The sequence below is a fragment of the Nocardia anaemiae NBRC 100462 genome (genome assembly GCF_001612725.1).
GTDB lineage: Bacteria > Actinomycetota > Actinomycetes > Mycobacteriales > Mycobacteriaceae > Nocardia > Nocardia anaemiae.
The window spans coordinates 121013-147104 of sequence record NZ_BDAZ01000019.1; the positions used below are offsets into that span (position 1 = coordinate 121013).

Annotated in this window: 26 protein-coding genes and 1 riboswitch; of the genes, 10 read left to right on the top strand and 16 right to left on the bottom strand. The window is 65.0% G+C overall.

The genetic code is table 11. From position 1 onward, the window contains the following. Positions 1–117 precede the first annotated feature (117 nt). From NA5_RS13770 to gcvP, 3 genes are all read left to right on the top strand, one after another. Positions 118–591 (top strand): bifunctional nuclease family protein, encoded by a 474-nt coding sequence (locus NA5_RS13770; protein ID WP_062985690.1) that lies wholly within the window; start codon positions 118–120, stop codon positions 589–591. Positions 592–786: 195 nt separating this feature from the next. After that, positions 787–1386: a MerR family transcriptional regulator gene (locus NA5_RS13775; protein WP_040689886.1), complete on the top strand. Its 600-nt coding sequence runs from the start codon at positions 787–789 to the stop codon at positions 1384–1386. A 130-nt stretch (positions 1387–1516) separates the two neighbouring features. Continuing rightward, positions 1517–1616, top strand: a riboswitch (glycine riboswitch). A 187-nt stretch (positions 1617–1803) separates the two neighbouring features. Further along, positions 1804–4623, top strand: a complete 2820-nt coding sequence (gene gcvP / locus NA5_RS13780; protein ID WP_062985692.1) for an aminomethyl-transferring glycine dehydrogenase — start codon at positions 1804–1806, stop codon at positions 4621–4623. A gap of 53 nt (positions 4624–4676) precedes the next feature. Here the strand turns inward: gcvP and NA5_RS13785 are convergent, their stop codons facing one another. The 8 genes from NA5_RS13785 to NA5_RS13820 form a co-directional block, all read right to left on the bottom strand. Then, positions 4677–5159 (bottom strand): SRPBCC family protein, encoded by a 483-nt coding sequence (locus NA5_RS13785; protein ID WP_062985693.1) that lies wholly within the window; start codon positions 5157–5159, stop codon positions 4677–4679. Beyond that, positions 5156–5506 (bottom strand): ArsR/SmtB family transcription factor, encoded by a 351-nt coding sequence (locus tag NA5_RS13790; RefSeq protein ID WP_157110389.1) that lies wholly within the window; start codon positions 5504–5506, stop codon positions 5156–5158. Before NA5_RS13790 ends, NA5_RS13785 begins: the two co-directional genes overlap by 4 nt. Positions 5507–5605: 99 nt before the next feature. After that, positions 5606–6286 (bottom strand): hypothetical protein, encoded by a 681-nt coding sequence (locus tag NA5_RS13795; protein WP_157110390.1) that lies wholly within the window; start codon positions 6284–6286, stop codon positions 5606–5608. Between the two features lie 264 nt (positions 6287–6550). Continuing rightward, positions 6551–8155 (bottom strand): VWA domain-containing protein, encoded by a 1605-nt coding sequence (locus NA5_RS13800; RefSeq protein ID WP_062985695.1) that lies wholly within the window; start codon positions 8153–8155, stop codon positions 6551–6553. A gap of 144 nt (positions 8156–8299) precedes the next feature. After that, positions 8300–8569, bottom strand: a complete 270-nt coding sequence (locus NA5_RS13805; protein ID WP_062985697.1) for a WhiB family transcriptional regulator — start codon at positions 8567–8569, stop codon at positions 8300–8302. Between the two features lie 27 nt (positions 8570–8596). Beyond that, positions 8597–9142 carry an HNH endonuclease gene (locus NA5_RS13810; RefSeq protein ID WP_062985699.1) on the bottom strand — a complete coding sequence of 182 codons (546 nt, stop codon included), beginning with the start codon at positions 9140–9142 and terminating at the stop codon, positions 8597–8599. Between the two features lie 232 nt (positions 9143–9374). After that, positions 9375–10274 (bottom strand): cutinase family protein, encoded by a 900-nt coding sequence (locus tag NA5_RS13815; RefSeq protein ID WP_062985701.1) that lies wholly within the window; start codon positions 10272–10274, stop codon positions 9375–9377. A gap of 375 nt (positions 10275–10649) precedes the next feature. Continuing rightward, positions 10650–11783: an acyl-CoA dehydrogenase family protein gene (locus NA5_RS13820; RefSeq protein WP_062985704.1), complete on the bottom strand. Its 1134-nt coding sequence runs from the start codon at positions 11781–11783 to the stop codon at positions 10650–10652. A 91-nt stretch (positions 11784–11874) separates the two neighbouring features. Here NA5_RS13820 and NA5_RS13825 point away from each other — a divergent pair, with 91 nt between their 5' ends. Next, entirely contained in the window at positions 11875–12555 is a 681-nt protein-coding gene (locus NA5_RS13825) for a winged helix-turn-helix transcriptional regulator (RefSeq protein ID WP_062985791.1), read from the top strand. 3 nt (positions 12556–12558) lie between these two features. Here the strand turns inward: NA5_RS13825 and NA5_RS13830 are convergent, their stop codons facing one another. Further along, complete coding sequence (locus NA5_RS13830; protein ID WP_062985706.1) at positions 12559–12786, bottom strand: hypothetical protein; 228 nt, start codon at positions 12784–12786, stop codon at positions 12559–12561. A gap of 251 nt (positions 12787–13037) precedes the next feature. Here NA5_RS13830 and NA5_RS13835 point away from each other — a divergent pair, with 251 nt between their 5' ends. Further along, positions 13038–13772 carry a dienelactone hydrolase family protein gene (locus NA5_RS13835; RefSeq protein ID WP_062985708.1) on the top strand — a complete coding sequence of 245 codons (735 nt, stop codon included), beginning with the start codon at positions 13038–13040 and terminating at the stop codon, positions 13770–13772. A 100-nt stretch (positions 13773–13872) separates the two neighbouring features. Here NA5_RS13835 and NA5_RS13840 read toward each other — a convergent pair whose 3' ends face one another. The 4 genes from NA5_RS13840 to NA5_RS13855 are packed head-to-tail and all read right to left on the bottom strand — an operon-like array spanning position 13873 to position 17631. Beyond that, a complete protein-coding gene (locus NA5_RS13840) occupies positions 13873–15162 on the bottom strand; it encodes an acyl-CoA dehydrogenase family protein (protein ID WP_062985711.1) in 1290 nt (429 codons plus the stop codon). 2 nt (positions 15163–15164) lie between these two features. Next, complete coding sequence (locus tag NA5_RS13845) at positions 15165–15794, bottom strand: TetR/AcrR family transcriptional regulator (RefSeq protein ID WP_062985794.1); 630 nt, start codon at positions 15792–15794, stop codon at positions 15165–15167. A 41-nt stretch (positions 15795–15835) separates the two neighbouring features. Further along, the gene (locus NA5_RS13850) at positions 15836–16885 is read right to left on the bottom strand and encodes an alcohol dehydrogenase catalytic domain-containing protein (protein WP_062985799.1); all 1050 of its coding nucleotides are present in this window, start codon (positions 16883–16885) and stop codon (positions 15836–15838) included. Next, entirely contained in the window at positions 16882–17631 is a 750-nt protein-coding gene (locus NA5_RS13855) for an SDR family NAD(P)-dependent oxidoreductase (RefSeq protein ID WP_062985792.1), read from the bottom strand. The genes NA5_RS13850 and NA5_RS13855 overlap by 4 nt, the downstream gene beginning before the upstream one ends. Before the next feature lie 156 nt (positions 17632–17787). Between NA5_RS13855 and NA5_RS13860 the strand changes: the two genes are divergently transcribed. Both NA5_RS13860 and NA5_RS13865 read left to right on the top strand, forming a co-directional pair. Next, entirely contained in the window at positions 17788–19971 is a 2184-nt protein-coding gene (locus tag NA5_RS13860) for a malate synthase G (RefSeq protein ID WP_062985712.1), read from the top strand. A 423-nt stretch (positions 19972–20394) separates the two neighbouring features. Beyond that, complete coding sequence (locus tag NA5_RS13865) at positions 20395–20949, top strand: hypothetical protein (RefSeq protein WP_062985714.1); 555 nt, start codon at positions 20395–20397, stop codon at positions 20947–20949. Between the two features lie 18 nt (positions 20950–20967). Here the strand turns inward: NA5_RS13865 and NA5_RS13870 are convergent, their stop codons facing one another. Next, entirely contained in the window at positions 20968–21453 is a 486-nt protein-coding gene (locus tag NA5_RS13870; RefSeq protein ID WP_062985716.1) for a hypothetical protein, read from the bottom strand. 4 nt (positions 21454–21457) lie between these two features. Then, a complete protein-coding gene (locus tag NA5_RS13875; RefSeq protein ID WP_062985719.1) occupies positions 21458–22147 on the bottom strand; it encodes a hypothetical protein in 690 nt (229 codons plus the stop codon). 191 nt (positions 22148–22338) lie between these two features. On the opposite strand from NA5_RS13875, the gene NA5_RS13880 reads away from it, so the two are divergent. The 3 genes from NA5_RS13880 to NA5_RS13890 are packed head-to-tail and all read left to right on the top strand — an operon-like array spanning position 22339 to position 25256. Continuing rightward, positions 22339–22899 carry a hypothetical protein gene (locus NA5_RS13880; RefSeq protein ID WP_062985721.1) on the top strand — a complete coding sequence of 187 codons (561 nt, stop codon included), beginning with the start codon at positions 22339–22341 and terminating at the stop codon, positions 22897–22899. Between the two features lie 12 nt (positions 22900–22911). Next, the gene (locus NA5_RS13885; protein ID WP_062985722.1) at positions 22912–24246 is read left to right on the top strand and encodes a Dyp-type peroxidase; all 1335 of its coding nucleotides are present in this window, start codon (positions 22912–22914) and stop codon (positions 24244–24246) included. Further along, the gene (locus NA5_RS13890; protein ID WP_062985724.1) at positions 24243–25256 is read left to right on the top strand and encodes a hypothetical protein; all 1014 of its coding nucleotides are present in this window, start codon (positions 24243–24245) and stop codon (positions 25254–25256) included. Before NA5_RS13885 ends, NA5_RS13890 begins: the two co-directional genes overlap by 4 nt. 11 nt (positions 25257–25267) lie before the next feature. On the opposite strand, the gene NA5_RS13895 is transcribed toward NA5_RS13890, so the two are convergent. Beyond that, positions 25268–25984, bottom strand: coding sequence for a hotdog fold domain-containing protein (locus NA5_RS13895; RefSeq protein ID WP_062985726.1), 717 nt, complete (start codon positions 25982–25984; stop codon positions 25268–25270). Positions 25985–26092: the final 108 nt, after the last annotated feature.

The window sequence follows — 26092 nt, forward strand, 5'->3', positions numbered from 1 at the left end:
CCGATTTCGGCTGTGCACAGGGAATGCTGCACGCCTCGGGCTTCGCTTAGACTCGTGGTACGGCGAGCTCTGCAGCGGTCATGCCGGGCGGCCGGCGAGTCATTGGGAGGCAGTGCGATGAGTGAGATGCGCGTTATCGGCATTCGTGTCGAGCAGCCACAGAACCAGCCCGTGCTGTTGCTCCGCGAGGTGTCCGGAGACAGGTATCTGCCGATCTGGATCGGGCAGGCCGAGGCGACCGCGATCGTGCTCGAACAAGAGGGGGTGACCCCGATCCGTCCGCTGACTCACGATCTGATCAAGATCTTGATCGCCGACCTCGGGCACACCCTCAAGGAAGTGCGAATCGTGGATCTGCAGGAGGGCACCTTCTACGCGGATCTGGTCTTCGACAACGATCTGCGGATCTCGGCGCGGCCATCGGATTCGGTAGCGATCGCTTTGCGGGTCGGTTGCCCGATCTATGCCGAGGAGCCGGTGCTCGAGGAGGCGGGGCTGGTCATGCCGGACGAACGCGAGGATGAGGTGGAGAAGTTCAAGGAGTTCCTCGAGTCGGTCTCGCCGGACGATTTCAAGGCCACCGATAGCTGAGTTCTCTTGGCAGACTGGCGTTGTCGGTCCGGCGTGCCCATATTTCTGCTCGCTCTAAAGTAGAGGTCGAGACTCTTACCGCGCGTCGCGTTTGGTCGGATGATGCGGCTCCCGGGAGAATCAGGGGGAGTAATCTCGATAGTTGGGCCACGTCCGTTATGGCCGGTCGTTGGTCGTTACGGAGCCGGGTCATCGATGAGGCAAGGCGTCGGCGAAGCAAGGGAGTGGTCAGTGGCAGAGCAATCGCAGGATGTGGTACAGCCAGGCCTGTTCCCGGATGATTCGGTACCCGACGATTTGGTCGGCTACCGTGTGCCAAGCGCATGCCAGGTGGCCGGGATCACCTACCGCCAGCTCGACTATTGGGCGCGGACCGGACTGGTCGTGCCCTCCATTCGAGGTGCGGCGGGGTCGGGCAGTCAACGGCTGTATTCGTTCAAGGACATTCTGGTCCTGAAAATCGTGAAGCGACTATTGGACGCTGGCATCTCGCTGCAGAACATCCGCATCGCGGTCGATCACCTGCGCAGCCGCGGCGTGCAGGATCTGGCGGGTATCACGCTGTTCTCCGATGGCACGTCGGTGTACGAATGCACCTCGCCCGAGGAGGTAGTCGATTTACTGCAGGGTGGGCAGGGCGTCTTCGGAATCGCGGTCAGCGGCGCCATGCGGGAACTGACCGGAGCCATCGCCAACTTCCCGGCCGAGCGCGCGGTGAGCGGCAGTGCGAGCGAACGTCCGGAGGACGAACTGTCCTTCCGGCGTAAGGCTCGGATGAACCGGAAGACCGGCTAGATCTCGTCTCGAGTGCCCGTCGCTATCGCGGCGGGCACTTGTCATATTTACCGGAGTGATGAGCGCTACACGCCATTCCGGGGTCCGGTGGCGTCATTCGTTGCGCGCGCGACATAAACTGGCGATGCGTCGCCGCCGTGCGGGAGAGTTCCGGACTTCACAAGAGTTCGGGCGCCGAAGGAGCAGCACCTCCCCGTCAATCTCTCAGGCAAACGGACCGTACGGGCTTCGACGTCTCTGGAAAGTGGTGTTTGGCGCACAACGCGGCGATCGCCCGCCCATGGGGAAAGGGGTCCCGGGCCCTGTCCGTTCGAGACAGGGTGTCGCGGCGTCCGAATCTCTCAGGCTCCACGACAGAGGGGGAGGGCTGGTACCCGTCGACCGCGTTGGTCGACCCCGCCCGACCTTGGAGCTGCCGTGACTCGATCATTCGCCGACCGCCATATCGGACCCGACCGGGCTGAACTCGCCCGGATTCTGGACGTCGTCGGCGTCGGCTCGCTGGACGAGCTCGCTGCCGCGGCGCTGCCGGCGAGCATTCTGGACGGCTCCGGCCTGGAGGTGCTGCCGCCCGCGGCCACCGAGCACGAGGTGCTCGCCGAACTCGCGGAGCTCGCGCACGCCAATTCCGTCGCCACCTCGATGATCGGGCTCGGCTACTACGACACGCTCACCCCGCCGGTGCTGGTGCGCAGCCTGCTGGAGAATCCGGCCTGGTACACCGCCTACACGCCGTACCAGCCCGAGATCAGCCAGGGGCGGCTCGAGGCGCTGCTCAACTTCCAGACCATGGTCTCGGATCTCACCGGGATGGAGGTGGCCAATGCGTCCATGTTGGACGAGGCCACCGCCGCCGCCGAGGCGATGACCCTGCTGCGCCGCGCGGGTAAGTCCAAGTCCGCGCGTCTGCTCATCGACGACGATCTGTTCCCGCAGACCAAGACCGTGCTCTACACCCGGGCCGAGCCGCTGGGCATCGAGATCGTCTCGGCGGATCTATCCGATGGTGAGTTGCCCGATGGCGAGTTCTTCGGCGTGCTGGTTCAGGTTCCGGGTGCGTCCGGCCGGATCGTGGACTGGCGGCCGGTGATCGAGGCGGCGCACGAGCGTGGTGCATTGGTGGCGGTGGGCGCGGATCTGCTTGCGCTGACATTGATTACGCCGCCGGGGGAGCAGGGCGCCGACGTATGTTTCGGCACCACACAGCGTTTCGGTGTCCCGATGGGCTTCGGCGGTCCGCATGCCGGATATCTGTCGGTGCACACCAAACATGCGCGGCAGCTGCCCGGCCGGTTGGTCGGGGTGTCCGTGGACGTTGATGGCAACAAGGCGTACCGGCTCGCGCTGCAGACCCGGGAGCAGCACATTCGCCGGGAGAAGGCGACCTCGAATATCTGTACCGCACAGGTGCTGCTGGCCATTGTCGCCGCGATGTACGCGAGTTATCACGGCGCCGACGGGCTACGTGCGATCGCCCGCCGCGTTCATGCCCGCGCCGCCGCCATCGCGGCCGGGCTCGATGGTGTTGTGGTGTACGAGAATTTCTTCGACACCCTGCTGGTGCGCGTGCCCGGCGGTGCGGAATCTGTTGTCGCGAAGGCGAAGTCGAGCGGGATCAATCTGCGGCTGGTGGATGCCGATCACGTCGGCATCGCCTGCGACGAGGCCACCACCGAGGCGCATGTCACCGCGGTGCTGGAATCCTTCAGCACCGGACTGCCATCGGGCGTCGGCGATCCGGGCGATGCGCCGAGCGTACCCGACGGTTCGATCGAGACCCGCACCTCGGAATTCCTCACCCACCCGGCCTTCACCAGCTATCACACCGAAACCGCGATGCTGCGCTATCTGCGCAGACTCTCCGATAAGGACATCGCGCTCGATCGCAGCATGATTCCGCTGGGCTCCTGCACCATGAAGCTCAATGCCACCGCGGAGATGGAGGCCATCACCTGGCCCGGTTTCGCGCGGATACATCCGTACGCGCCGGTCGAGGATGCGCCCGGACTGCTGCGGGTGATCACCGATCTGGAGGACTGGCTCTCGGCCATCACCGGGTACGACCAGGTGAGCCTGCAGCCGAACGCGGGCAGTCAGGGCGAGTACGCCGGACTGCTGGCCATTCGGCGCTATCACCTGGACCGTGGTGATACCCACCGGGATACCTGCCTCATTCCGTCCAGTGCGCACGGCACCAACGCGGCCTCGGCCACCATGGCCGGATTGCGCGTGGAGGTCGTGAAGTGCCGGGAGAACGGCGATGTGGACCTCGATGATCTGCGCGCCAAGATCGCCGACCACGCCGACCGGCTGGCCTGCATCATGATCACCTACCCGTCCACGCACGGGGTGTACGAGCACGAGGTCGCCGAGTTGTGCGCGCTGGTGCACGATGCGGGCGGTCAGGTGTATGTCGATGGTGCGAATCTGAATGCCCTTGTCGGCCTTGCCCGTCCGGGACGATTCGGCGGCGATGTCAGCCATCTGAACCTGCACAAGACCTTCTGCATTCCGCATGGCGGCGGCGGGCCGGGCGTTGGTCCGGTTGCGGTGCGCTCGCATCTGGCGCCGTATCTGCCCGGTGACCCGCTCGAGCAGGGTTCGCACGCGGTGTCGGCGGCGAAGTACGGTTCCGCGTCGATCCTGCCGATCACCTGGGCCTATATCCGGATGATGGGTGCGGATGGTCTGCGCAAGGCCACGTTGACCGCGATCGCCTCGGCCAACTACATCGCGCGCCGGTTGAACGAGCATTTCCCGGTGCTGTACACCGGTGAGAATTCGATGGTCGCGCACGAATGCATTCTGGATCTACGCGAGATCAGCAAGCACACCGGTGTGACCGTCGATGATGTGGCAAAGCGGTTGGCCGACTATGGATTCCACGCGCCGACCATGAGCTTCCCGGTGGCTGGCACGCTGATGGTGGAGCCCACCGAGAGCGAAAACCTGGCCGAGCTCGACGAATTCGTCCTCGCTATGACGGCGATCCGTGCCGAGATCGATCAGGTCGCCGCGGGTGTGTGGCCGGTGGAAGACAACCCGCTGCGCGGTGCTCCGCATACCGCGGCCTGCCTGGTCGGGGAGTGGGAGCACCCGTACAGCCGGGAGGTCGCGGTGTATCCGCAGGGGCTGGATCCGGCGCGGGGCAAGGTGTGGCCCCCGGTCCGGCGCATCGACGGCGCCTACGGTGACCGCAATCTCGTCTGCTCCTGCCCGCCGCTGGACGCGTACTGAAGGCTACCGAGCCGCACCTCGACCCCGTTGCAGGTGCGGCTCGGCAGCCACCTTCACTGTGCCGCAGCCGCTTTGGCGTAGGTATTGACCAGATCCGGCCAGCCGCCCTCGCTCTGCACGCTGTCGCGCATGGATTCCCAACCCGCGCCGTGCTTTTCGAAGCCAGAATGCACCAGGGTGACGGCTGTGCGGTCGGCGGTGACGGCTGCGAAGGTGACATCGACGCGGCTGGCGCGGTCCGGATCGGTTTCGTGCTGCCAGGCCAGGCTGATCTCCCAGGAGAACGCGAAATGCCGCGGTGGATCCCAGACGAGCACGGTTCCCCAAGGACATTCGGTGCCGTCGGCTTCCCTGCCGAAACAGCGCCCGCCCTCGCGCGGCTCGATAACCTCCTGTGCGAGTTCGCCCTTGCCGATGTGATGTGCTCGCGGCCACCAACTGTCGATCCCATTGGTGAATACGTCGTACGCCTTCTCGATCGGTGCGTCGACGACGAGTTCGACCCGAACTTCCTTATCGCTCAATTGCTGTGTCATGACTTCTCCTTCGCGGAGGTGTCCGCCGTTCGCTCGGTCGCGACCCGCCGGTTCACCTCGTCCTGAAAGGCCGACATCGCCGTCGACCAGAACTGCGTGAAGTACTCCCGAAGTCCATCGATTCCCTGCGGGTTCAGCCGATACACCCGCCTGGTTCCCACCGCTACATCGGTAACCAGCCCCGCCGCCTTGAGCACCTTCAAATGCTGGGAAACCGCGGGCCGACTGACCGGCAATCCCTCAGCCAGTTCCCCAACCGAACACGGCCCTTCCCCGAGCCGCTCGAAGATCGCGCGCCGCATCGGATCCCCCAGGGCATCCAACGCGGCATCTCGGTAAGCCTCCACGAACCGTAAGTTTACGCTTACGGAAGGTGTGGCTGTCCACTGCCTTCGAGTGGCTCCATGCCGGAGGTCGTGGCCGAATCCGAGCCGCCCCGAGCGGGGTCAGGCCGGGTCCGGCACCGACTCGGGTTCGATTTCCGGGATCTCGCTGAGGGCTTCGATTCCCAGTTCCGACCGCGTTGCGTCGATGACGGCGCGTTCGTCCTGGACGGTATTAGCAATTGCCTTGTGCCACAGTGCGCGGATCGCGTTGACGTCGTCCATGGTTGCCTCGTGGTCGAGTTCGACCTTGAGGCGCTGCACGGTGATGCTCTGGGCCGCGGTGAGGGTGCGGAGCAGATCTTCGCAGCGCGCCGGGATCTTGGGGTTCGACAGGACGCGCAGCCGGGTGATGTAGCCGTTGCACGCGGAGATGCTCTGCTGTACTTCCTTGCCGAAACTGTCCACCTCCTCGACGGATTCGGCTTTCCAATCGAGGGTGTCCCACAGGGTTTGGCGGACGTCGGCGGCGGCGAGCAGCACCGAGGAGATCGCGGTCAGAATCGAGTCGCGTCGCCATTTGTCCTGTTCGCGGCGTTCTGCGGCGGCGTTGGCGTTGTCGATGTTGCGTTGCGCGGCGGCGTGGGTTGCCTCGATATTCTGCTGTGCGGCATCGAGTGTGGTCCGGTTGCGCTCGTCGGCTGCGGTGATCGCGTTGCGGTTCGTCCGGTTGTTGATCAGGACGCCGATGAGCGCCGCGGCGGCGACGATGAGCGAGCTGAGAAGCGGAAGCCAGGAAGTCACCGGGTCATCATTGCATTGCGGGGTGCTCCACTGTGCCCCGATCGGTGCTCGAGAGCCACCACCGCGTGCCGCGTCCGGTCCGGCATCACCCGCAAGGACCGTGTATTGCGTGGTCAGCGGTTCGGTCGGGTAGCAGATCGGCGCCACGGGAGGCGAGCAATCTGCGTGAAAACAGTTTGCCGCACAAGCAGTTCCTACCTCGCACAACGTATACCTTGTGCGCGATAGCCAATGTCTATGCGAGGCAATCGATACGACCGATGCTCACGGGGTGGTCAGCGCGTGCATTATCGCGGTTCCGAAGCTGACGTCGTCGGAGGTGGGCAGCCGGGTGTATGTGCCTCCGGTTCGCTGAGCGGCGGTTTGGAGGGTCTCGGTGCCATTGCCGCCGATGACGATCACATCGATGCGAACCGGGTGGGCCGGATCGGCGGCGGAGGTCAGCTCGGTCAGCAGTTTCGCTCCGGTGATGGTCGAGTCGTCATCCGGGCCGTCGGTAATGAGCAGGACCGAATTGGTCAGCCCCGCGGTGTATCCGCGAATAGCTGAGCGGTAGGCGGCGATCAGTGACGGATATGCCTGGTCGGTGCGCGATTCGGTGGGCTTGACCGCCTCCAGCGCCGTATCCAACGCAGTGCGCTGCTGATTGTTCAGTGGCGCGGTGGGAGTGTGGATCTTGTACGGCGTTGTCCCGTCGAGGTTTTTGCCGAATGTCCACACGCCGAGTCCGAAGTCCGGCGGCATCACATTCATCGTGGAGCGGATCGCGCCGAGTGCGTTAGCGAGCCGGGTGACGGACCCGTCGCTATTGCCCATCGAGGACGATACGTCCAGCAACACCGTAGCCTGCACGCCGAGAACAGGATTGGCGAGTGTCGCGCGCACCTTGTCCAGAGCGGTCCGCGGTGCCGAGGGTGCGGCGGTGGCCGGTGCAGCGCCGAATCCGGCGGCGGTGAAGGCCGAGGACTGCTGAGGTGCGCGCAGGTAGTCGGCGAACAGCGATGCGATCAGATTCTGGGTCTTGTCCACCCATGCGCCGGACATCAAGGCGGCGGGATGATCGGCGACCGGGGCGGTACCCGCGGGCCGAAACGCCGACATACCACCGAGAGCCTTCAGTTGCTGCTCAGTAGCGGCTACCGCGTGAACGGGCGAATTCGCCGCACCGATCGCGGCCAATGCGGCCGTGGTGTCCACCGCCTGCGGCGCCTTCGCGGCGAGACCGGAGATCGCCGCGACAACCTGACCGGACTGCGCGACCTCATCGGTGAGCGGGTCGGTCCCCGACACCGCGGAGCCGACCGCTGCCGCCGCCGCCAGTGTCGAATCCCCGGCGGGCAGCGCCATCCGCAACCCACCCCACCCGGACAGGCCGAGCTCATCCAGCGAACCCTGTTGCAGCCGTGGCAGATCCGCCCAGGTGATCTTGGCCTGCTCGAGCGCGTTGCGCAGATCGTCCGGAACGGCGACCACGATCGGGGTCAACGCGACCGGCGCCGGTGTGCCCTCGATCAGGCCGGGCACCCGCATGGATTCGATGGAACGCATCGAATCGGCGATCCACAGCCCCGGCTGCGGGCCGAGCGCACCGTTCCACGGCGTGCCCGCGGTGAACCCGGCTACGATGGCGGCCGACGGCTGGGCCGTCACCACAACTTTCGCACAATGATCGCGCACCTTCGGATTGGTCGCGTTGTAGTGCTCCGCCGCGGCCCGCACCGGATCGGCGATATCCGGATCGACCGTCACGAACAGCGTCGACGGCCCCTCCTTACATTCCGCCGCGGCCGACTTGTCCCGGTTCGCGGCGCGATCACTGAGTTGAAAAAACGCGAAGACCGCCGCGACTAGCAGCAAAACGGCAACCACTGCGATAACCGGACCTTTGCTGACGCCCCGGGACCTGGTTCCGCTGCGATGTGTGCCCACGATCCTCAGTGTATGTTCACGCGAGATTTGCCGTGCCGGTGTGTCCGGTGCGGCGCACCGGCACGGCGTGGCGCGGACATCCGACTAGGGTCGGATCATCCGTCCGCGGTCGAACTCGTGGCCGCCCCAGACTCCGGACTGTCCGGTGCGCGCGGCGAATTCACCGCAGGCATCCCGGATCGGGCAGCCCGCGCAAACTTCACGCGCGTACTCGAAGTCCTGTGACGGGTACGGGAACCACGCTTCGTGATTCGGATCACCTCGACAGGCCGCCCGATGCCACTCTCGGGAATCCGAGAGCGGGAGCAGGTCGGTCAGATCGACAACCGCGCTGGTCTCCAATTCGACGGTCATTTCGAGCCTTCTCCTTTCTCTCTCGGCTCAAGTGGTGGCCAATTGCTTCCAGATCCGCCGCTGATGCTTGGCCAGGTGATCGGGCGCCTTCGGCTGCCACAGCAACCGCATACCCGCCTCCTCCGGCGTCCGGTCGGCCTTGCTCGAGTTGCACGGCGCGCACGCGGCGATCAGGTTGTCCCAGGTATTCGGACCACCCCGGCTGCGCGGCCGGATGTGGTCGACGGTGCGCGCCCAGGACGCGCAGTACCCGCACCGGTGGTTGTCGCGACGCAGCACACCGGCCAGCGTCGCGCGGCTGCCGTCGTGTATTCGCGTCACATGGTCGAGGTAGACGTAGCGCAGCAGCCGGATCGTCTCCGGCAGCGCGAGCTCGAGGTGCTTGGACCGAATCGGGAAGCGCGGCTCCCGATCCGCGATCGACTCCGCGGCTCCGCCCATGAGCAGCACCACGGCCCGGTCGGCGCTGATCTCGGTGAGCGCCTCGTAGCTGGCGTTCAACACCAGTACCCGGGCGTGTATCCAGTTGTCGACAGTCGACACCACCGGATCGGTGGCACGGTGGAACGTCATGGGAGTCACCATGTTTCGAGAGAGCGAGCAGATCCGAAGGCGAGGGTCGGTCAGTTACCGGCCAGGAGGCGGCGCGGTTTCTGCTCGACGCGCGCGTCATACCGACGCGGGCTCGATACGACAATGGTCACGGCCGCCGCCTCCTTCCTCATGCTCGTGAGCACCCGCGGAATCGGGTGATCATCGTCGAAATCCATGGTGGCACAACGCACCCACCGCTGGCGAAGGGTTTTCAGGCCAGGCCGACCAGCCACTGCCGCAGCCACGAGGTGGCGGTGGCGCCGCTGGCATCCACGACGTAGGTCGGATAGTTCTGGTGCACGAACGAGTTGTAGAACCGCTCGAATTCCTGCTTGCGTTCGTTCATTTCCGGATCGGCGAGCTGGTTCTGGATGAGTGGGGCCACCCCGGTCGCCATCAGGTCGTTGAAGATGGCGAACGCCTCCTGCTGATAGCGCCACAACTGGGCCGGGTCGGGATCGGAGGCCTGGGCCAGGAATCCGGCGAAGCGGGTCGCGAAGTCGGTGGGCGGCGCGGCGCAGTAGAGGTCACCGACGGCGCAGATGGTCCGGGTCTTCGGGGTGAGCAAGCCGAAGCCGCCGATGCGCGGGCCGCCCGCACCGGCACCGTCGACCGGCGGGCCGATGAGCGCGTCGGTCGGGGAGCGGCGCGGATCCGAGATGAGTCCGACCGCGGCGATGCTTTCGGGCCGAACGGGACTCAATCCGGTGCCGATTTCGGCGGCGAGATCGCCCGCCGCATCCGCGCCCTGGCTGTAGCCGATCAGCGCGATCTTGGTCTCGGCGCACTGCTGGGCCATCGCCGTGACCAGGCCACGGGCATTATCGATGGCCTGCCGCTTGGACCGGCCGTAAACATCGGTCTCCCAGGGGAAAGCGGTCGCCGCGTAGGTCACGTAGTCGGTGCGGGTATTTCGCGGCAGGTTATCGGTGACGCTCGCCAGCATGCCTTCGCCGGGATTGGCGTCGGAGGTCTCCCACGTGCCGGGTATCGCCACGACATAGAGGTCGGGGCAGCCAGCGGGGGCCGCGGCTGTGGTACCGGCGCCGCCGACGGCGCCCATCGCACCTACCATGACGGTTCCTGCCACAGCGCCGATCATCTTGCGCATAAACATGGTCCACACCTCGGTGTTGCTAGTTCCGAAGCGGCCGGGGGCCGTACGCGACTGCCTGTCGTCGCGTCGGAGACAACCGTACGGTCTGACCAGGGGTTGATGCGGGAACAACCCGAGACAAATGCCGAACATTTTTAACAGAATGTGGCAATACCGACGATTCGCCCGGCGCGCCGGGATGAAGGAGCCGCGGGCGAGGGGGTGCGCGACTCCTTCATCGTGTCCGAGGGGCAGTCACCGCCTCGTCCACGGTTGTGTGGTGATCAGGACACCAATGACTCCCTCCCGTGCATCATCGTGTGCCCATCCATTGAACCCCGATCGGCGGGCCTTCGTCCCGGCTTCGAGCATTGCCGTTCGAGAAGTTGGTCAATCGATGGGGGTGTGGCCCAACAGAACTCGACCGGTGAATCGCGTCTGCTTGGCCCGCGGCAGCGGGTGGAACAGGCAGCCGTGCACGTCGCGATACCACATCTCCATCTCGCAACTGCGCGAAAAGCCAACGCCGCCAACGGTTTCGATGGCCAGCCGGACGGTATCGACGAGCGCGTCGGCGGCCACGGTCTTGCGGCTGAGGGTGCGTGCGCCATGGCCGTCGGTATTGTCGAAGCGCAGATTGTCCGAATCGGTGAACATGGCGGCGATCGAATCCGCAGCGGTGGTGTAGGCGTTCATCATCTCGCCCGCGAGCTGGAAGGTATGTGGTTCGGCGCGGTCGGCGACAAGTGCGGCGGCCAATTCGACTGCGGCGTCGGCGATGCCGAGGTAGGCCGCCATTACCAGCGGCATGGCAGCACCGATCACCACATTCAGCACCGGGGGCCATATGTCGGCGGGGCGGGTCAGCGAGATTGCGGCATCGGGGACGAAGACATCCTCGAAGACCACCGTATGGGAGCCACTGGCCCGCAAACCGAGAGTGTCCCAGGTCTTTTCGATGCGAACACCGGGCGCGTCCAACGGTATCGCGAAGTGCAGCACCTGGGGTCCGTCCGGCGCATCACCGCGGCGGATACTCGTCACCACCACATTGCCGACCTCGCAGCCGCTGGCGGGTGCCTTGCGCGCGCTCACCCGAAAGCCGCCGTCGACACGCTCGGCCCGGCCGTTGGATTCGACCCAGTCCGAAGCGCCGGTGCTGACCAGGATCGCGCCCGCGGCCACCTTGTGGAAGACCGCCGAGGCGTCGATGCCGTGGTTGTGCCGCCAAACCTGTGCGGCGACCAGATGGCTGTGCATGGCGAAGGCGACGGCGGTGGATGGATCGTGGCGGCCGAGTTCGCGCAGGATCTCGCCCATCTCGCGATGCGACACACCGCCGCCCCCGAACTCGATGGGTACCAGGGCGGCCGCGAGTCCTGAGGTCCGCAGCAGGTCGAAGGCGGCTACGGAGATGTCGCCGGTACGGTCGCGGGCGGCGACATCGGCGCGCAGGGTTTCCCCGGCCCGGCGTGCCAGGGCGATCCAGTCGGTGGTGGTGATGTCATGGGCGATAGTCGTCATGTTTCGAAGTTAGGAACGGCCGCGATAACCGAATAGTCCAGAAAGTGGACTCCAACGGTCCAGAAAATGGACCCCGGTTCGCGAGGTGACCATGACCAGCACGACCGCAAGCTATGGCCAATATTGTCCGATCTCCCGTGCGCTCGATGTGGTTGGTGAGCGTTGGTCGCTGCTCATCCTGCGCGATCTGCTCATCGGTACAACTCGCTTCAATGATCTGGCGCGCGGTCTGCCGGGTCTTTCACGCAGTCTGCTCGCCAAGCGGCTGCGCCGATTCGAGCGGGCCGGACTGATCGAGAAGGTGGGCAGCGAATACTTGCTCACCGCGGCCGGGCGGGAATTGGAGCCGATCCTGTTCGGCCTCGGCGAATGGGGTGCACGCCGGACCTTCGGTGAACCGCGGCCCGAGGAGTTGGATGCCGGGCTGCTGGTGTGGTGGATGCACTCACGTCTGGATACGTCCATGTTTCCGGGTAGGCGCCATGTGTTGTGCGTGCGGTTGACCGACGATCTTCGGCGCTATTGGATCGTCATCGAATCGGGTGTGCCTTCGGTGTGCGACGCCGATCCCGGCTACCCGGTCGACGTCACCATCAGCTCCGATGTCGAATCGCTGTACCAGGTTTGGTTGGGACGCATTCCGCTCTCGCACGCTATGCGAACCGGCCGAGTGGAATTCACCGGCCCGACTGCCCTCACCCGACGAATGCCCTCGGTGCTGCTGCTGAGTCCTGTTGCGGGATATGCGGATCCGGTCGTGCGTGCCTCGTGACCATTACGCGGAAGTCTCCCGCGCGTAGATGTAGTAGCGGTAGACGCCGTCACCCGGATCGGCGCTCAGCGGCCACTCTCCGTCGGCGAACCATGCCCATTCGAGCGTGCGGCCCGCGTCGTGTTCGGCGATCGACTTCGCCCGGTCCAACGAGCTGTCGGTTCCGAGACCCTGATCGTCGGTGCCGCAGAACTCGCAGCTGTGCACCCGTCGCACTTCGTATGCGATCACTCGGTTACCTCCGGGCATCCAGGTTAGTGCCGTTCGCCACCGTTGTGGGACAACTACGTTGCCACGGAGCCACCGCAAAAACCCGTTTGCGGATGACTGCGGCCACTGCTAACTTTCCGAAGGCCGTGCCAGAGAACGAGGAGGTGGTATCCGTGAACGCAGTATCGACATGGGTGCTCCCCTTCGGGGTCACGGTCAGGCGATAGGTCGTCCGGGAGCGCCGTTCAACAGCACTCCCGAAAGGCACGACCGTGCAATTCATTACCGAACAGCGCCTCGACGACGACATCCTCGAGCGCGAATTCACCCTCGGCGAAATCGCTGGCATCCTGTGGACGCCCGGATCCGCAGCCGAACCGATGCCGCTGATCCTGGTCGGCCCCCCTCCCCTCGGGTTGCGCAAGGCGTACCCGCGACTGCTGGTCAGGGCCCAGCACGCCGTGGCGGAGGGCTACGCCGTGGCCACCATCGAGCTCCCCGGGAGCGGTGACCGGCCCCGTTCGGCCGCCGCCGATCAGGCCCTCACCGACCTGCACCGCGCGCTGGCGGCTGGCGGGCCGGTCGACGACGAGATCGTCGACCGGCTCATCCTCCCGCTGGTCGACAAGGCGGTCCCGGAATGGCGGGCCGCCCTGGACGCCCTGCTCGCGCTGCCCGAGATCGGCGGCCCGGTCGGCTACTCGGGCGGGGTGATCTCCATCGGCACCCGGCTGGCGGTGGTCGAGCCGCGCATCGCGGCCGCTGTTCTGTTCGCCGGTAGTTTCGTGCCCCGCGCCATCCTCGAGCAGGCCCGGCAGGTCACCATTCCGCTGCATGTCCTGCTGCAGTGGGACGACGAAGGAAACGACCGGCAGGTGGCCCTGGACCTGTTCGACGCCTTCGGCTCCAAGGAGAAGACGTTGCACGCCAATATGGGCGGGCACACCGGCGTCCCGCAGTACGCCGGAGAGGAGGCGAACCGGTTCTTCGCCCGGCACCTGAAGTGAGGCCAGGCCGTCAGGCCAGCTGCAGACAATAGAGCCGTCGGCCAGGAGCCGCGTGGCCGTGCTGCTGAGCGTTCACCCGGTGACCGCTCAGCAGCGGGTCTCAGAGGTTGCCGACGATGTGTTCGAGGCGGCGGGCCACCAGTTCGCGGGCCTGTTCGCGCAGCGCGGGACGGTAGCCGCTGGGATAGACCGGGTCGCCGGGGGTGTAATCCTTCAGTACTTCCTTGGCGAGGGTGATCTTGTGGACCTCGGTGGGACCGTCGGCGATGGCCATGACCTCGGCGTAGTTCATCATGTCGACGAACGGGAGGTCCTGGCTGACGCCGATGGCGCCGTGCAGATGCAGTGCGCGCTGGGCGATATCGTGCATCACCTTCGGCATCGCCACCTTGATGGCGGCGATGTCCTTGCGCACCTTCAGATAGTCCTGCTCCTTATCGATGCGCCAGGCGGTGCGCAGGACGAGCAGGCGGAACTGCTCCATCTCGATCCAGCTGTCGGCGATGCGTTCCTGGGTCATCTGTAGACCCGCGAGCGGACCCTTGCGCATCGGCCGGGAGACGGCGCGTTCGGCCATCATGTCGAAGGCCTTGCGCACCAGTGCGACGGTGCGCATGGCGTGGTGTACCCGACCGCCCCCGAGGCGGGTCTGCGCGACGATGAAGCCCATACCCTCCTGGCCGAGCAGGTGGTCGGCGGGCACCCGGACATCGGTGAAGCGCAGATGTCCCTCGTGCTCGCTGAAACCGTGCACGTGGAAGTTCTTCACGATCTCCAGGCCGGGGGTGTCGGCGGGCACGATGAACATCGACATGCCCTGGTACGGACTGACATCCGGATTCGTGACCACCATGACGATATGGAAGCTGGCGAATTGCGCATTGGAGTTGAACCACTTTTCGCCATTGATGACCCAGGAGTCGCCGTCGCGCACCGCGCGGGTCTTGAACAGCGTCGGATCCGAGCCGCCGGTCGGTTCGGTCATGACATAGCAGGACCCGATCTCCCCGGCCAGCAAGGGCTCCAGATACTTGGCCTTCTGCTCGGGGGTGCCGTAATGCGCGAGGATTTCCGCATTACCGGAATCCGGTGCCTGGCAACCGAATACCGATGGCGCCCACACCGAAGTGCCGAGCACCTCGTTGAGCAGGCCGAGTTTCAGCTGCCCGTAGCCGGGGCCGCCCAGTTCCGGTCCGAGATGGCAGGCCCACAGACCCTGTTCCTTCACCTTCTCCTTGAGCGGCCGCATGAGCGCCATCGCCTCGGTATTGGTGCGGTCGTAGGGATTCGGGTAGAGCAGATCGAGGGGTTCCACCTCGGTGCGGACCAACTCCGCCGCCCAGTCCAACTTCTGCTGGTATTCCGGGTCGGTTTCGAAATCCCAAGCCATGGTCAGCCTTTCGTGTCGGTGATGCCGTCGAGAACGGTGGACGCCACAATGTCGGCGATTTCGTCGGGGGAGCGCCCGCCGTGCGGGCGGTACCAGAAGGTCACCATGTTCAGCATGCCGAGCACACTGTTGGTGACCACGTGATCGCTGGTGCGCAGCAGGCCCGCCGCATGACCGGCATCGATGACGCGCTGCCAGCAGGCCTGTATTTCGTCCCGCATTTCCTGTAGTTCCTCGCCGCGCTCGCCGGTCAGCGCGGTGACATCGCGCAATTGGATGGCGACCTCACGCCGATGCTCGATGATCAGCCCGACGTGGCTGTGGATCAGCTTGCGCAACTTGACGATCGGGTCGTCGATGCCGCGGGAGATCCGCTGTGCGTCGGTGAGCATGAGCTGGATGTAATCGCGCAGGATCTGCCAGAGCAGCTCTTCCTTGGAACCGATGTGGTAGTACAGCGCGCCCCGCTGCACCCCGGCCCGATCACCGATTTCCGCGACGCCGGTGCCGTGGAAACCCTGCTCCGCGAACAGTTCCACCGCCGCCGCCACGATGCGCGCCCTGGTCGCCTCGGCGGTGGTCTCCGCGGCCGGTGGACGACCGCGACGACGAGGTGAAGCGAAATCCGTCACCCGGCCACCATCCCTCGTCGAATCGCTGCGCGATGCCGCGGTCATCGGCGTGGATCCAGGACGACCTTGGAAACCTCGTCGGCACGGTCGGCGAACATGCGGTAGGCATTCGCACCGTCCGACATCGGGAAGCGATGTGTGACAACGGCTTCGGGCCGGATTCGTCCGGCCGCGGTGAGCCGCAGCAGGGCGGGCAGTTCGTATTGGATCGAGCAGAGTCCGATATGGAACTCGAGCTCCTTGACCTGCGCCAGCTGCATATGGAAGGGGAAGGCGCGGTTATGGCTGACGCCGACCACGCCGACTCGGCCGCGATGTCCGACGGCACTGATGGCGAGATTGATGGTCGCATCGGCGCCGACCGCCTCGATCGCGACATCCGCACCGCCGCTGAGCATCTCGCGGATGACGGTCTTCGGTTCGGCGGATTCGACTATCTCCGCACCCAATTCGGTGGCACGCTTACGGCGCTCGGCCACCAGATCCACGCCGAGCACCCGCGAAGCGCCCATCGCGAATGCCGATTGCACGGCCATCAGCCCGACCGGTCCGAGTCCGATCACCACCACGGTGTCACCCGGTGCCATGCGGGTGCGGCGCGCGCCGTACCAGGCGGTCGGCGCATTATCGGTGAGCACGATCGCCGCCTCATCGCTGACCGTATCGGGAAGCCGTACCAGATTTCCCTCGGCATGGGGTACGGCGAGATATTCCGCCTGCGCACCTGGGAGCGAGCCGCCGAGTCCGTAGCAGGCATCGGCGGGCATCGGATGGCGTTCGCAGGCCGCCACGATGCCTGCCTTGCATTTGGCGCAGCGGTTACAGCCGACGGACGCGGAGACGAGCACCCGCTCACCGACCGCGAATCCTTGTATGTCCGAACCCAATTCGACGATCTCACCGACCGCCTCGTGCCCGACGCTGTATCCGGTGCCGTCGGTGAAGCCGTGCCCGGCATAGATGTGCAGATCACTTCCGCAGATTCCGGCGGCGGTCACGCGAACGATGGCGCCGTCGCGGCCGGGCAGTATCGGATCGGGTACCTCGGTGTACCCGATCTGTTGTGGTCCTTGGTAAGTCAGGGCCTTCATCGCCACCCGCCGTCCAGTGCCAGGTTCGCGCCGGTGCAATACGCCGAGGCATCCGTCGCGAAGTACAGTGCCGCGCCGACAATCTCATCCGGGCGACCGATCCGTCCGAGCGCCATATGGCGAGTCAGTTCCGTCCGCAGCTCATCGGGCCACGCCTTGGCTATATCCGTCTCGAACGGACCGCATTGAATCGTGTTGACCCGCACCGTCGGTGCGAAACTCTGCGCGAGTCCGCTGGTGAGATTGGCCAATCCGGCTTTGGCGGCCGCGTAGGGGACCGCCAGCGGTTCCGGTCGCGTCGCCTCGATCGAGGAGATATTGATGATCGAACCGCCACCGGCTGCGGCCATCCGGGTACCGATCAAGCTCGACAAACGGAACGGGCCCTTGAGATTCACCGCGATCACCTTGTCGAACATCTGCTCGCTGACCTGATCCAGGCTCGGATACAGCAGCGACATCCCGGCATTGTTGACCAGCACGTCGACCTTGCCGAACTCCGCGTAGGCCGCCTCGACCAGCGCATCGCACTGCGCCCAGTCGCTGATATTGCACGCCACCGGCAATGCGCGCCGACCATGGGTGTTCTTTACCTCATCGGCGAGTTCGACGCACCCGTCGAGCTTGCGACCGGCGATCACCACATCCGCACCGGCGGCTGCGAAGGCCAGCACCATCTGGCGACCGAGCCCGCGGCTACCGCCCGTGACCAGCGCGACCTTATCCGCTAACGACTGTCCTGGCATTGCGCTCCATTGCTCCGGCTGCCGGTAATGTTCCAACCAGTACATTAATTCCGCCGGACGATACAATCAAGGCCCCGACACACCGTCACATCACTACCGATGGGTAACATTGGTTGCGATTTTTCCCACCCGGCTTTCTCAAAAGTGAGGCAGTAGATGACAGAGCGGATTCAGGTCGGCGGGCTCCAGGTGGCCAGCGTTCTCCACGAGTTCATCGAGAACGAGGCGCTCCCCGGAACCGGCGTAGATTCCGCCGCGTTCTGGGCCGGAGCCGAGCAGGTCATCAATGACCTCGCTCCGCGCAACCGCGCCCTGCTGGCCGAACGCGACGAGATCCAGGGCAAGCTCGATGCCTGGCACGCCGAACACCCCGGCGCGAACTACGACAAGGCCGCCTACAAGAGCTTCCTCGGCGATATCGGCTACCTGCGCGCGGAACCGGCCGACTTCCAGATCGCCACCCAGAATGTGGACGACGAGATCGCCACCACCGCGGGCCCGCAGCTGGTGGTGCCGGTGATGAACGCCCGCTTCGCGATCAATGCCGCGAACGCGCGCTGGGGCTCGCTCTACGACGCCCTCTACGGCACCGACGCCATCTCCGAGGCCGACGGCGGCGAAAAGGGCACCGGCTACAACCCAATTCGCGGTGGCCGCGTGATCGAATTCGCGCGCAAGTTCCTCGATACCGCCGCCCCGCTGGCCAACGGCTCGCACCAGTCCTCGACGCACTACGCGATCGATGGCGGCAAGCTGGCGGTCACGCTGAGCGACGACGGGGTCACCACGCTGGCCGCCGACGGCGCGGAACTGGTCGGCTACCTGGGCGACCCGGCCTCGCCGACCTCGATCCTGTTGAAGCACAACGGTTTGCACATCGACATCCAGATCGACTCCGCCTCGCCGATCGGCAAGACCGATCCGGCGGGGGTCAAGGATGTGGTGTTGGAGTCCGCGGTCACCACGATCATGGACTTCGAGGATTCGGTGGCCGCGGTGGACGCCGAGGACAAGGTGCTCTGCTACCACAACTGGCTCGGCCTGATGAAGGGCGAGCTGGCGGAGAAGGTGACCAAGGGCGACAAGACCTTCACCCGCACCATGAACCCGGACCGCGTCTACACCGCGCTCGGCGGTGGCGAGCTGGTGCTGCACGGCCGGTCGCTGCTGTTCGTGCGCAATGTCGGTCACCTGATGACCTCCGACGCGATCATCGATGCCGAGGGCAACGAGGTGCCCGAGGGCATCATGGACGGCCTGATCACCTCGCTGATCGCCAAGCACAGTCTGCTCGGCGACACGAAACTGAAGAACAGCCGCACCGGTTCGGTCTATATCGTGAAGCCGAAGATGCACGGCCCGGACGAGGTCGCCTTCACCAACGAACTGTTCGGCCGGATCGAGGACGTCCTCGGCCTGGCCCGCAACACCCTCAAGGTCGGCATCATGGACGAGGAGCGCCGCACCACGGTCAACCTCAAGGCCTGTATCCAGGCCGCCGCCGAGCGCGTGGTGTTCATCAACACCGGCTTCCTGGACCGCACCGGCGACGAGATCCACACCTCCATGGAGGCGGGGCCGATGGTCCGCAAGGCCGAGATGAAGACCCAGCAGTGGATCCTGTCCTACGAGGACTGGAACGTCGATACCGGTCTGGTCGCAGGGCTGCCCGGGAAGGCGCAGATCGGCAAGGGCATGTGGGCCATGCCGGATCTGATGCACGACATGCTCGAGCAGAAGATCGGCCACCCGCGTTCGGGTGCCAACACCGCCTGGGTGCCATCGCCGACCGCGGCCACGCTGCATGCGACGCACTACCACCAGGTCGATGTGTTCGAGCGGCAGCGGGAGATCGCCGCGGGCGGTCGTCGTGCCACCGTCGATCAGATCCTGGAGATTCCGCTTGCGGCCGATCCGAACTGGACCGATGAGGAGAAGCGGCAGGAGTTGGACAACAACTCCCAGAGCATCCTCGGCTATGTGGTGCGCTGGATCGACCAGGGCGTCGGCTGCTCCAAGGTGCCCGATATCCGGGATATCGGTCTCATGGAAGATCGTGCGACCCTGCGCATTTCGAGTCAGCTGATGGCGAACTGGCTGCGTCACGGCGTGGTCACCGCCGATCAGGTGGTGGCCAGCCTGGAGCGGATGGCGCCGGTGGTCGACAAGCAGAATGCGGGCGATCCGAACTACCGGCCGATGGCGCCGGACTTCGCGAGCAGCATCGCGTTCCAGGCCGCGAAGGAGCTGGTGCTGGAAGGCGCCAAGCAGCCGAACGGCTACACCGAGCCGATCCTGCACCGCCGTCGCCGCGAGGCCAAGGCGCTGGCCTGCGTCTAAGGCGTTGCGGGTCTGAGTAACTCGTGAAATCCCCCGCCCGGGAGCGTGCCGGGCGGGCGATTTCTTTACCACACGACGGCCGTCGACGGGGCGGATGATTGGTTTCGACCGACATAACGATCCGTTACCCTGGGCGCTGCACGAGGTAGTCGGATGTGAGGAAGTTTTATGGGAAGCGTTGTCCTTGATGTATTCGCCCTGGTTGTGAATCGCGCGGCGATGTTCTGGAACTGGATGGCCACCGGTTCGGCCGGGTTCCCGCCGCTGTAACAGCCGAGCTGAACATCTGGTACGACGACCCCCGGTCCTGGCCCCTCGATGGGATGCCGGTGCCGGGGGTCTCCTTCGTCCGGTGAAATATTTCCACCAGATGGTGCACCGATTCCCTTCGGGGACAGGGCAGGTCGACGTATCTTCTTTGGCATGAGCAGCGGCACCCGACCGACACCGTTGTGGTTCGAACTCTGGATGGGCGCCATCACCACCGTCATCGCGCTACTCTGCGCCGCGCTGTGCTGGGAATTGGCTGCTCAGGGCAGTTTTCCGGCCAAAGTGCTGCTGTGGGTGGGACTTTCGGTGGTCGGCTTGGTCGCGATCGTCTTCGCCATCCTCGGCCTGATCCGCTATCACGCCGTCCTCGTCAGCCTGACCGCACCGCTACTGATCGCCGCGCTCGCCGCGCTGGTGTGGTACGAGGTCCCCGAAACCACCGGTTGGCGGCTGTCCCGTCCCATCCTCGAAGATCAGGCCGTCGCCTGCGCCAACCCGGGCCACCGCACCCGCCTCGGCGTCTACACCGTCACCTATATCACCCGCCGCGACGGCGCCTGCCTGTTCTACGTCAGTGGCGGAGCCACCAATTCCGAAGGCTTCGCCTACTTCCCGGACAGTGCCCCGAGCACCGGTCCCGCCGGACCGGGCGGTATCGGCTACGAACCCTTCCACGGCCCCTGGTACCGGTTCACCGAAAAGACCTGACCGATCGACCCAGGCCGCTCAGTGCCCGACACCGACCAGCGTCCGGATGATCATGAAGATGGCGGCCATACCGAAACAGGCCAGTCCGATGACCCATACGGTGAACATCTGCCGCATCGGTATCAGGTTGTCCAGCCAGCCGACGTCGAGATCGACATCCTCCTGCTGGGTCTCGAAGACCGTGCCGTGTGCACCCCAGGTGCCCGCTCCGATCTGCTGCTGTTCGAACCGCTCCAGCCACAGCGCGTCCTTACGCTCGGCGAGGCGATGGCTGGCCATCAGCATGATCGAAATGATCGACACGATCAGCGCGAGTAGCGACGAGGCTATCCGCGCGATGGAATCGTTTCCCGCTCCCATGGAGATACTGAACAGGAACGCCTGGGCGGTCAGACTGAGCGTGGGAACCTGCCAGAGCAGGTTCTCGTATTGCAGACGTCGGTCCGCCACGGTCTGGTAGACCAACTCCAGATCGGCGGAAGGGCGGGCGGCTGGCTCGTCCACGGGCTCAGTCGTGCTCTGCACGCGAATGTTCTTTGATACCGGCGCGAGCCAGGATCAGACCGCTGACCACGAGCACCCACGCCGGGAAAGCCAGCGTCAGCCACTCGCTTGTTTCGCTGGCGATCAGCAGTGCCAGGGCCGCCAGATAGCTGAGAACGGTGAGCCAGCGGGGCATGAGCCCGGTCTTCAGCCAGATCGTCGCGAGCGAGATCATGAATACCGCCGCCATCCGCAGCGCGTAGGTCTGGCTCGCCGACACCACGACCATCTTGCCGAAGTCGACCACTTCGGCGCGGGCGGCCGGTTCGGCCACGTCGTGGTTGCTGGATACCAGACCGGCGGCCACGGCCGTGCCGACGAACATCATCGCCAGGAACAGCAGTCCACTGCCCAGAAATACCGATAGGAAGAACCGGTCTTCGTAGCGCCCGAGTCCGTCACGGACGACGCCGATGAACCATAAGAAGCTGATTCCGGCGAAGGGCATGAGCACGGTCGCTGTCCTGATGGAGTTGCGCTGGCTGTTCAGCCAATGAGTCGAGCCTTCGATGCCGCCAGGCATGTCGATACGGATCAAGATCAGCGTGGTACCGAAAAGGACCGCGAAGACCACTCCGGCGAGTGCGGCGGCTCGCGGTGTCGATAACCGGCGCGGGGTCGGCGCCGACTCGGTATGTTCCGGCGATGTCGACATGATGTGATTCTGTCAAATTCGAGCGTTGGTGGGCGGGAATTGCAATCATGTTGAATTTTCTAGGATGACCGGCGCACTTTCACCGCACCTACCTCGGTGATTACCACTGCTATCGGAGGTTTCGGTGTGCTGGGCCTAAGGCATAGCATGAGCAAAGTCCGGCCTTACTGTGATGGAAGGTGGGTGAAGATATGTCGATAACCGAACGTGACTGGAGTAAACCGGCGGCGATGGCCATCCCGGCGGAGGGCTATTTCGAGTTGGAGCGGGGAAGATACGGTCCGATCTATCCCCAGACGCCGTCCTGCTACGGATTCTCGATCATCGCCAAGGTAAAACCCGGCCGGGAAGAGGCCATTCGCGCGCACGGCAAGGAACTCGAAGCCGCAATAGCGGCTGATCCGGAGGTACTGGCACCGCTGCGACTGCACTATCTGCGGTGGCTGCTGTTCGATGTCGGATCGGGTCTGCATTTCCAATATCAAGGCATCTTCGACACCGATTTCGACAAATACACCGAGGATGCCGTCACGCTGTTCTCGCAGACCGGCATAACAACGGTTTTCACGAATCTCGAGGGGTTCCCGGAGGATTGGAAGGAAAATCCGGCATCGTTCGTGAAATACGTCCGCGAGCACCAATTTCCGAGCTTCCTCGAATACGGTGAGTATCCGTACGTCACCGGCGTCGAGATCAAAAAGGCGCTGCGACTGAAGGCGGCGTTCTCCGAAATGCTCGATCAGATGCAGTAATTACCTTGGCCCATGCTAGAACTCGACGATATTCAGCACATCCTGCTGACCCGGACCCCGGCGGTGACCGGCCGTTATGAGTTCCTGTCGTTCGACGATCCCGCGGGTGCTCGTGCTTGGTTGACTCCGCTGGTGGACCGCGTGCAATCGGCCGCGGACGTGCGCGCGACGATGGACAGTTCCGACCGCTGGGTCACGCTGGCCTTCACCTGGCACGGGCTGCGGGCGCTCGGCGTGCAGGAGGAAACGCTGGCCGCCTTCCCGGATGAGTTCCGCGAAGGTATGGCCGCACGCGCAGATATCCTCGGCGACACGGGCGCTGCTCATCCCGACAATTGGGTAGGCGGGCTGGCCGGTGACGAACTGCATGCCATCGCGATTCTGTTCGCCCGCACCGATGCCGAGCACAAGCGCTGCACAGCCGAACACCGGAAACTGGTCGCTCGTTGCTCGGGTGTGCGCGTGTTGTCGTTCCTGGATCTGAATGCGACGCCACCCTTCGACTACGCCCACGATCACTTCGGGTTCCGCGACCGGTTGTCCCAGCCGGTGATCGCCGGATCCGGTGAAACACCTACCCCCGGCTCGGGAGCAGCGCTGCAACCCGGTGAATTCATCCTGGGCTATCCGGACGAGGAAGGGCCACCCCGAGCGCTGCCGCGGCCGGAGGTGTTGTTCCGCAACGGAAGCTATATGGCCTACCGGCGGCTGCAAGAGCACGTCGGCGCGTTTCGGAACTATCTGCGCGAGCACGCGGACACCCCGGACGGGCAGGAATTGCTCGCCGCGAAGCTCATGGGGCGCTGGCGCAGCGGTGCACCCCTGGTTTTGGCTCCTGATCGCGATGATCCGGCGCTGGGCGCGGATCCCATGCGCAACAACGACTTCGACTACAAGGCAATGGATCCGCACGGCTACGCGGTCCCACTCGGCGCGCATGCGCGGCGCCTCAACCCTCGCGACACTGCGGTAAATATGAACCGCCGCAGGATGATTCGCCGCGGCGCCACCTACGGTCCCGCGCTACCCGAGGATGCCCCCGACGACGGGGTGGACCGCGGGATCGCCGCGTTCATCATCTGCGCCAGCCTGGTCCGCCAGTTCGAGTTCGCCCAAAACGTCTGGATCAACGACAAGACATTCCACGAACTCGGCAACGAACACGACCCGATCTGCGGCACCCAGGACGGCACCTACGACTTCACGATCCCCAAGCGACCCATTCGCAAGGTGCTCGCGGGACTGCCCGCCTTCACCACGCTCAGAGGCGGCGCGTACTTCTTCCTTCCGAGTATCAGCGCGCTTCGATACCTGGCAACGCTCGACAGCCGAGAGGTGACACCATGAGCACCAGTCCGCTGGCACGCACCTACAACCAGAGCCACATGCCGCGCGACCACGACGGGCGGCGACGGATCAGCATCTATTGGACGTGGAGCTATCCGTGGGAGGCCCAACGCGATCCCGCCGAGATGTATAACCGCTTCTCGACGATGACCGAGGTCCGCAACGTGCTGTGGCCGGGCTATGAAACTCCGGAATACGACGCCGCGCACTTCCTACAGGGCATCGCGGGCACCCTGGAGCTGTTCCATCGCTCGACGCTGGCGTTTCAACAACTTGCCGAAGAGGCCACCGGTCACCCCGTCGCGGTATTCCAGCGCATCGACCAGGCCGGTTACACCTTGCCGATCGACGAGCGGATTCTGGCCGATACCGACACCCTGATGGTTTTCGGGCTCGATCACGTTCTCTCCGAGCAGCAAGCCGCCTCGGAGGAGTGCGACGCGATCCGCGACTGGCTGCAACGCGAAGGCACCTGTCTGCTGCTGGCGCCGCACCACGACGTCGGGTGCACCGACGACTACGCCCAGCGACAAATGGAATTCGAGCATCACGGTGACCCGCTGGTGCCGCGGCAGCAACGATTCGGCCAGTACACACGCTCGCTCATGCGGGCCCTCGATGTTCCGGTGCACAACAAATGGGGTCTGCGACCCGCGGTCGTCGACGGCACCGATGAGATCGCACCCTTGACCGGGTTCCCTGATCTGGACGCACCCCGGTTGCTGGACAACGTCACGACATTCAACTTCCACCCTCATCTACCGCACTACGAGCTCACCGCGCCCGAATCCGACTCGCTCCGCGTCCTGGGCCGCCAGCGTGTCGACCCCGAGCGACCCCATCCGTTCACCGCCGCGGGCAACACGGAATTCAATGCGCTGATCTGGATGCCGCCCGCCGACGGGCGTGCCGGGGACATCGTGCTGATCGATTCCACCAACTTCACCACGTTGTTCGGCGGTACCGACAGCCTGCGGAACCTGTGGCGAAACCTGGCCACCATGAAGTAGCCCCAGCGCGTTCAGGGTTTGGGTTGGATCCAGAGCGCTTCGGCTACGGCGCAGAGGTCACCGGAGGCCGTGGCGAGGGCTATGCCGACAGTGTGTTTGCGACCCTGGTGGGCGATGGGCCAGGCGTAGGAAATATAGGGGGAGTCGGGGTAGATGGGCTGGAGTTGGGTGGCGGTGAGGGCCGCGGTCACGCCGCCGAAGCCCATGCCTTGTTTGCGCATGGCGGTCCAGCCGCCGGGGCAGTCCAGGGCGGACCAGACGACTTGCGGTGGGAGTCGGCCGGATTCGTCGGCCAACCCGGGATCGGGGGTCCAAGCGGCGATGACGAGATCGTGATCCGGTGTGTCCCAGGTGAGCAGGCGTAGCCCACGACCGGGTGCGCAGGCGGCGCCGCAGCCATAGCATTCAGTGACACGCCGCGACACCATGGCCGCGTCGGTGACGGCCTTCGCCTCGGCCCAACTCGGGGCGCTCGGCGCATCAATGGTCAGATCCGCCGGAGTCGATTCGGCGAGCAACGCGCCGTCGGTGTCGGTGAGCGCGTATCCACCGGACCTGTTCGGACGCAATGACATGGGGGTCTCGAGCGGCACCCTGGCACGGAAGTCGACGCGTATCTCAGCGGCCTCGCACGGCCCGGCCAGCAGACCAGCGACGTAGCCGCCGAATGCGACGTCGGGGTATCCGTGCACGTGTTCGGGAACGGTGACTGTCTCGGTCCGGATCACGTGTCGCTCGAGCCTTCCTCTGCCGTCGATTCGGATCGACCTTACCCCCGGCTTCGGACACATCGGAATCATCGTCTCCACAGAGCCGACCGCGCCGAACACCCGGCA

Bases quoted from the DNA above. Each gene is read 5' to 3' on its own strand.
- NA5_RS13860 (WP_062985712.1), top strand. From the start codon at position 17,788: ATGACAGAGCGGATTCAGGTCGGCGGGCTCCAGGTGGCCAGCGTTCTC.
- NA5_RS13840 (WP_062985711.1), bottom strand. From the start codon at position 15,162: ATGGCTTGGGATTTCGAAACCGACCCGGAATACCAGCAGAAGTTGGAC.
- NA5_RS13880 (WP_062985721.1), top strand. From the start codon at position 22,339: ATGTCGATAACCGAACGTGACTGGAGTAAACCGGCGGCGATGGCCATC.
- NA5_RS13785 (WP_062985693.1), bottom strand. From the start codon at position 5,159: ATGACACAGCAATTGAGCGATAAGGAAGTTCGGGTCGAACTCGTCGTC.
- NA5_RS13885 (WP_062985722.1), top strand. From the start codon at position 22,912: ATGCTAGAACTCGACGATATTCAGCACATCCTGCTGACCCGGACCCCG.
- NA5_RS13805 (WP_062985697.1), bottom strand. From the start codon at position 8,569: ATGACCGTCGAATTGGAGACCAGCGCGGTTGTCGATCTGACCGACCTG.
- NA5_RS13825 (WP_062985791.1), top strand. From the start codon at position 11,875: ATGACCAGCACGACCGCAAGCTATGGCCAATATTGTCCGATCTCCCGT.
- NA5_RS13775 (WP_040689886.1), top strand. From the start codon at position 787: ATGAGGCAAGGCGTCGGCGAAGCAAGGGAGTGGTCAGTGGCAGAGCAA.
- NA5_RS13770 (WP_062985690.1), top strand. From the start codon at position 118: ATGAGTGAGATGCGCGTTATCGGCATTCGTGTCGAGCAGCCACAGAAC.
- NA5_RS13815 (WP_062985701.1), bottom strand. From the start codon at position 10,274: ATGCGCAAGATGATCGGCGCTGTGGCAGGAACCGTCATGGTAGGTGCG.
- NA5_RS13820 (WP_062985704.1), bottom strand. From the start codon at position 11,783: ATGACGACTATCGCCCATGACATCACCACCACCGACTGGATCGCCCTG.
- NA5_RS13865 (WP_062985714.1), top strand. From the start codon at position 20,395: ATGAGCAGCGGCACCCGACCGACACCGTTGTGGTTCGAACTCTGGATG.
- NA5_RS13855 (WP_062985792.1), bottom strand. From the start codon at position 17,631: ATGCCAGGACAGTCGTTAGCGGATAAGGTCGCGCTGGTCACGGGCGGT.
- NA5_RS13890 (WP_062985724.1), top strand. From the start codon at position 24,243: ATGAGCACCAGTCCGCTGGCACGCACCTACAACCAGAGCCACATGCCG.
- NA5_RS13810 (WP_062985699.1), bottom strand. From the start codon at position 9,142: ATGACGTTCCACCGTGCCACCGATCCGGTGGTGTCGACTGTCGACAAC.
- NA5_RS13875 (WP_062985719.1), bottom strand. From the start codon at position 22,147: ATGTCGACATCGCCGGAACATACCGAGTCGGCGCCGACCCCGCGCCGG.
- NA5_RS13850 (WP_062985799.1), bottom strand. From the start codon at position 16,885: ATGAAGGCCCTGACTTACCAAGGACCACAACAGATCGGGTACACCGAG.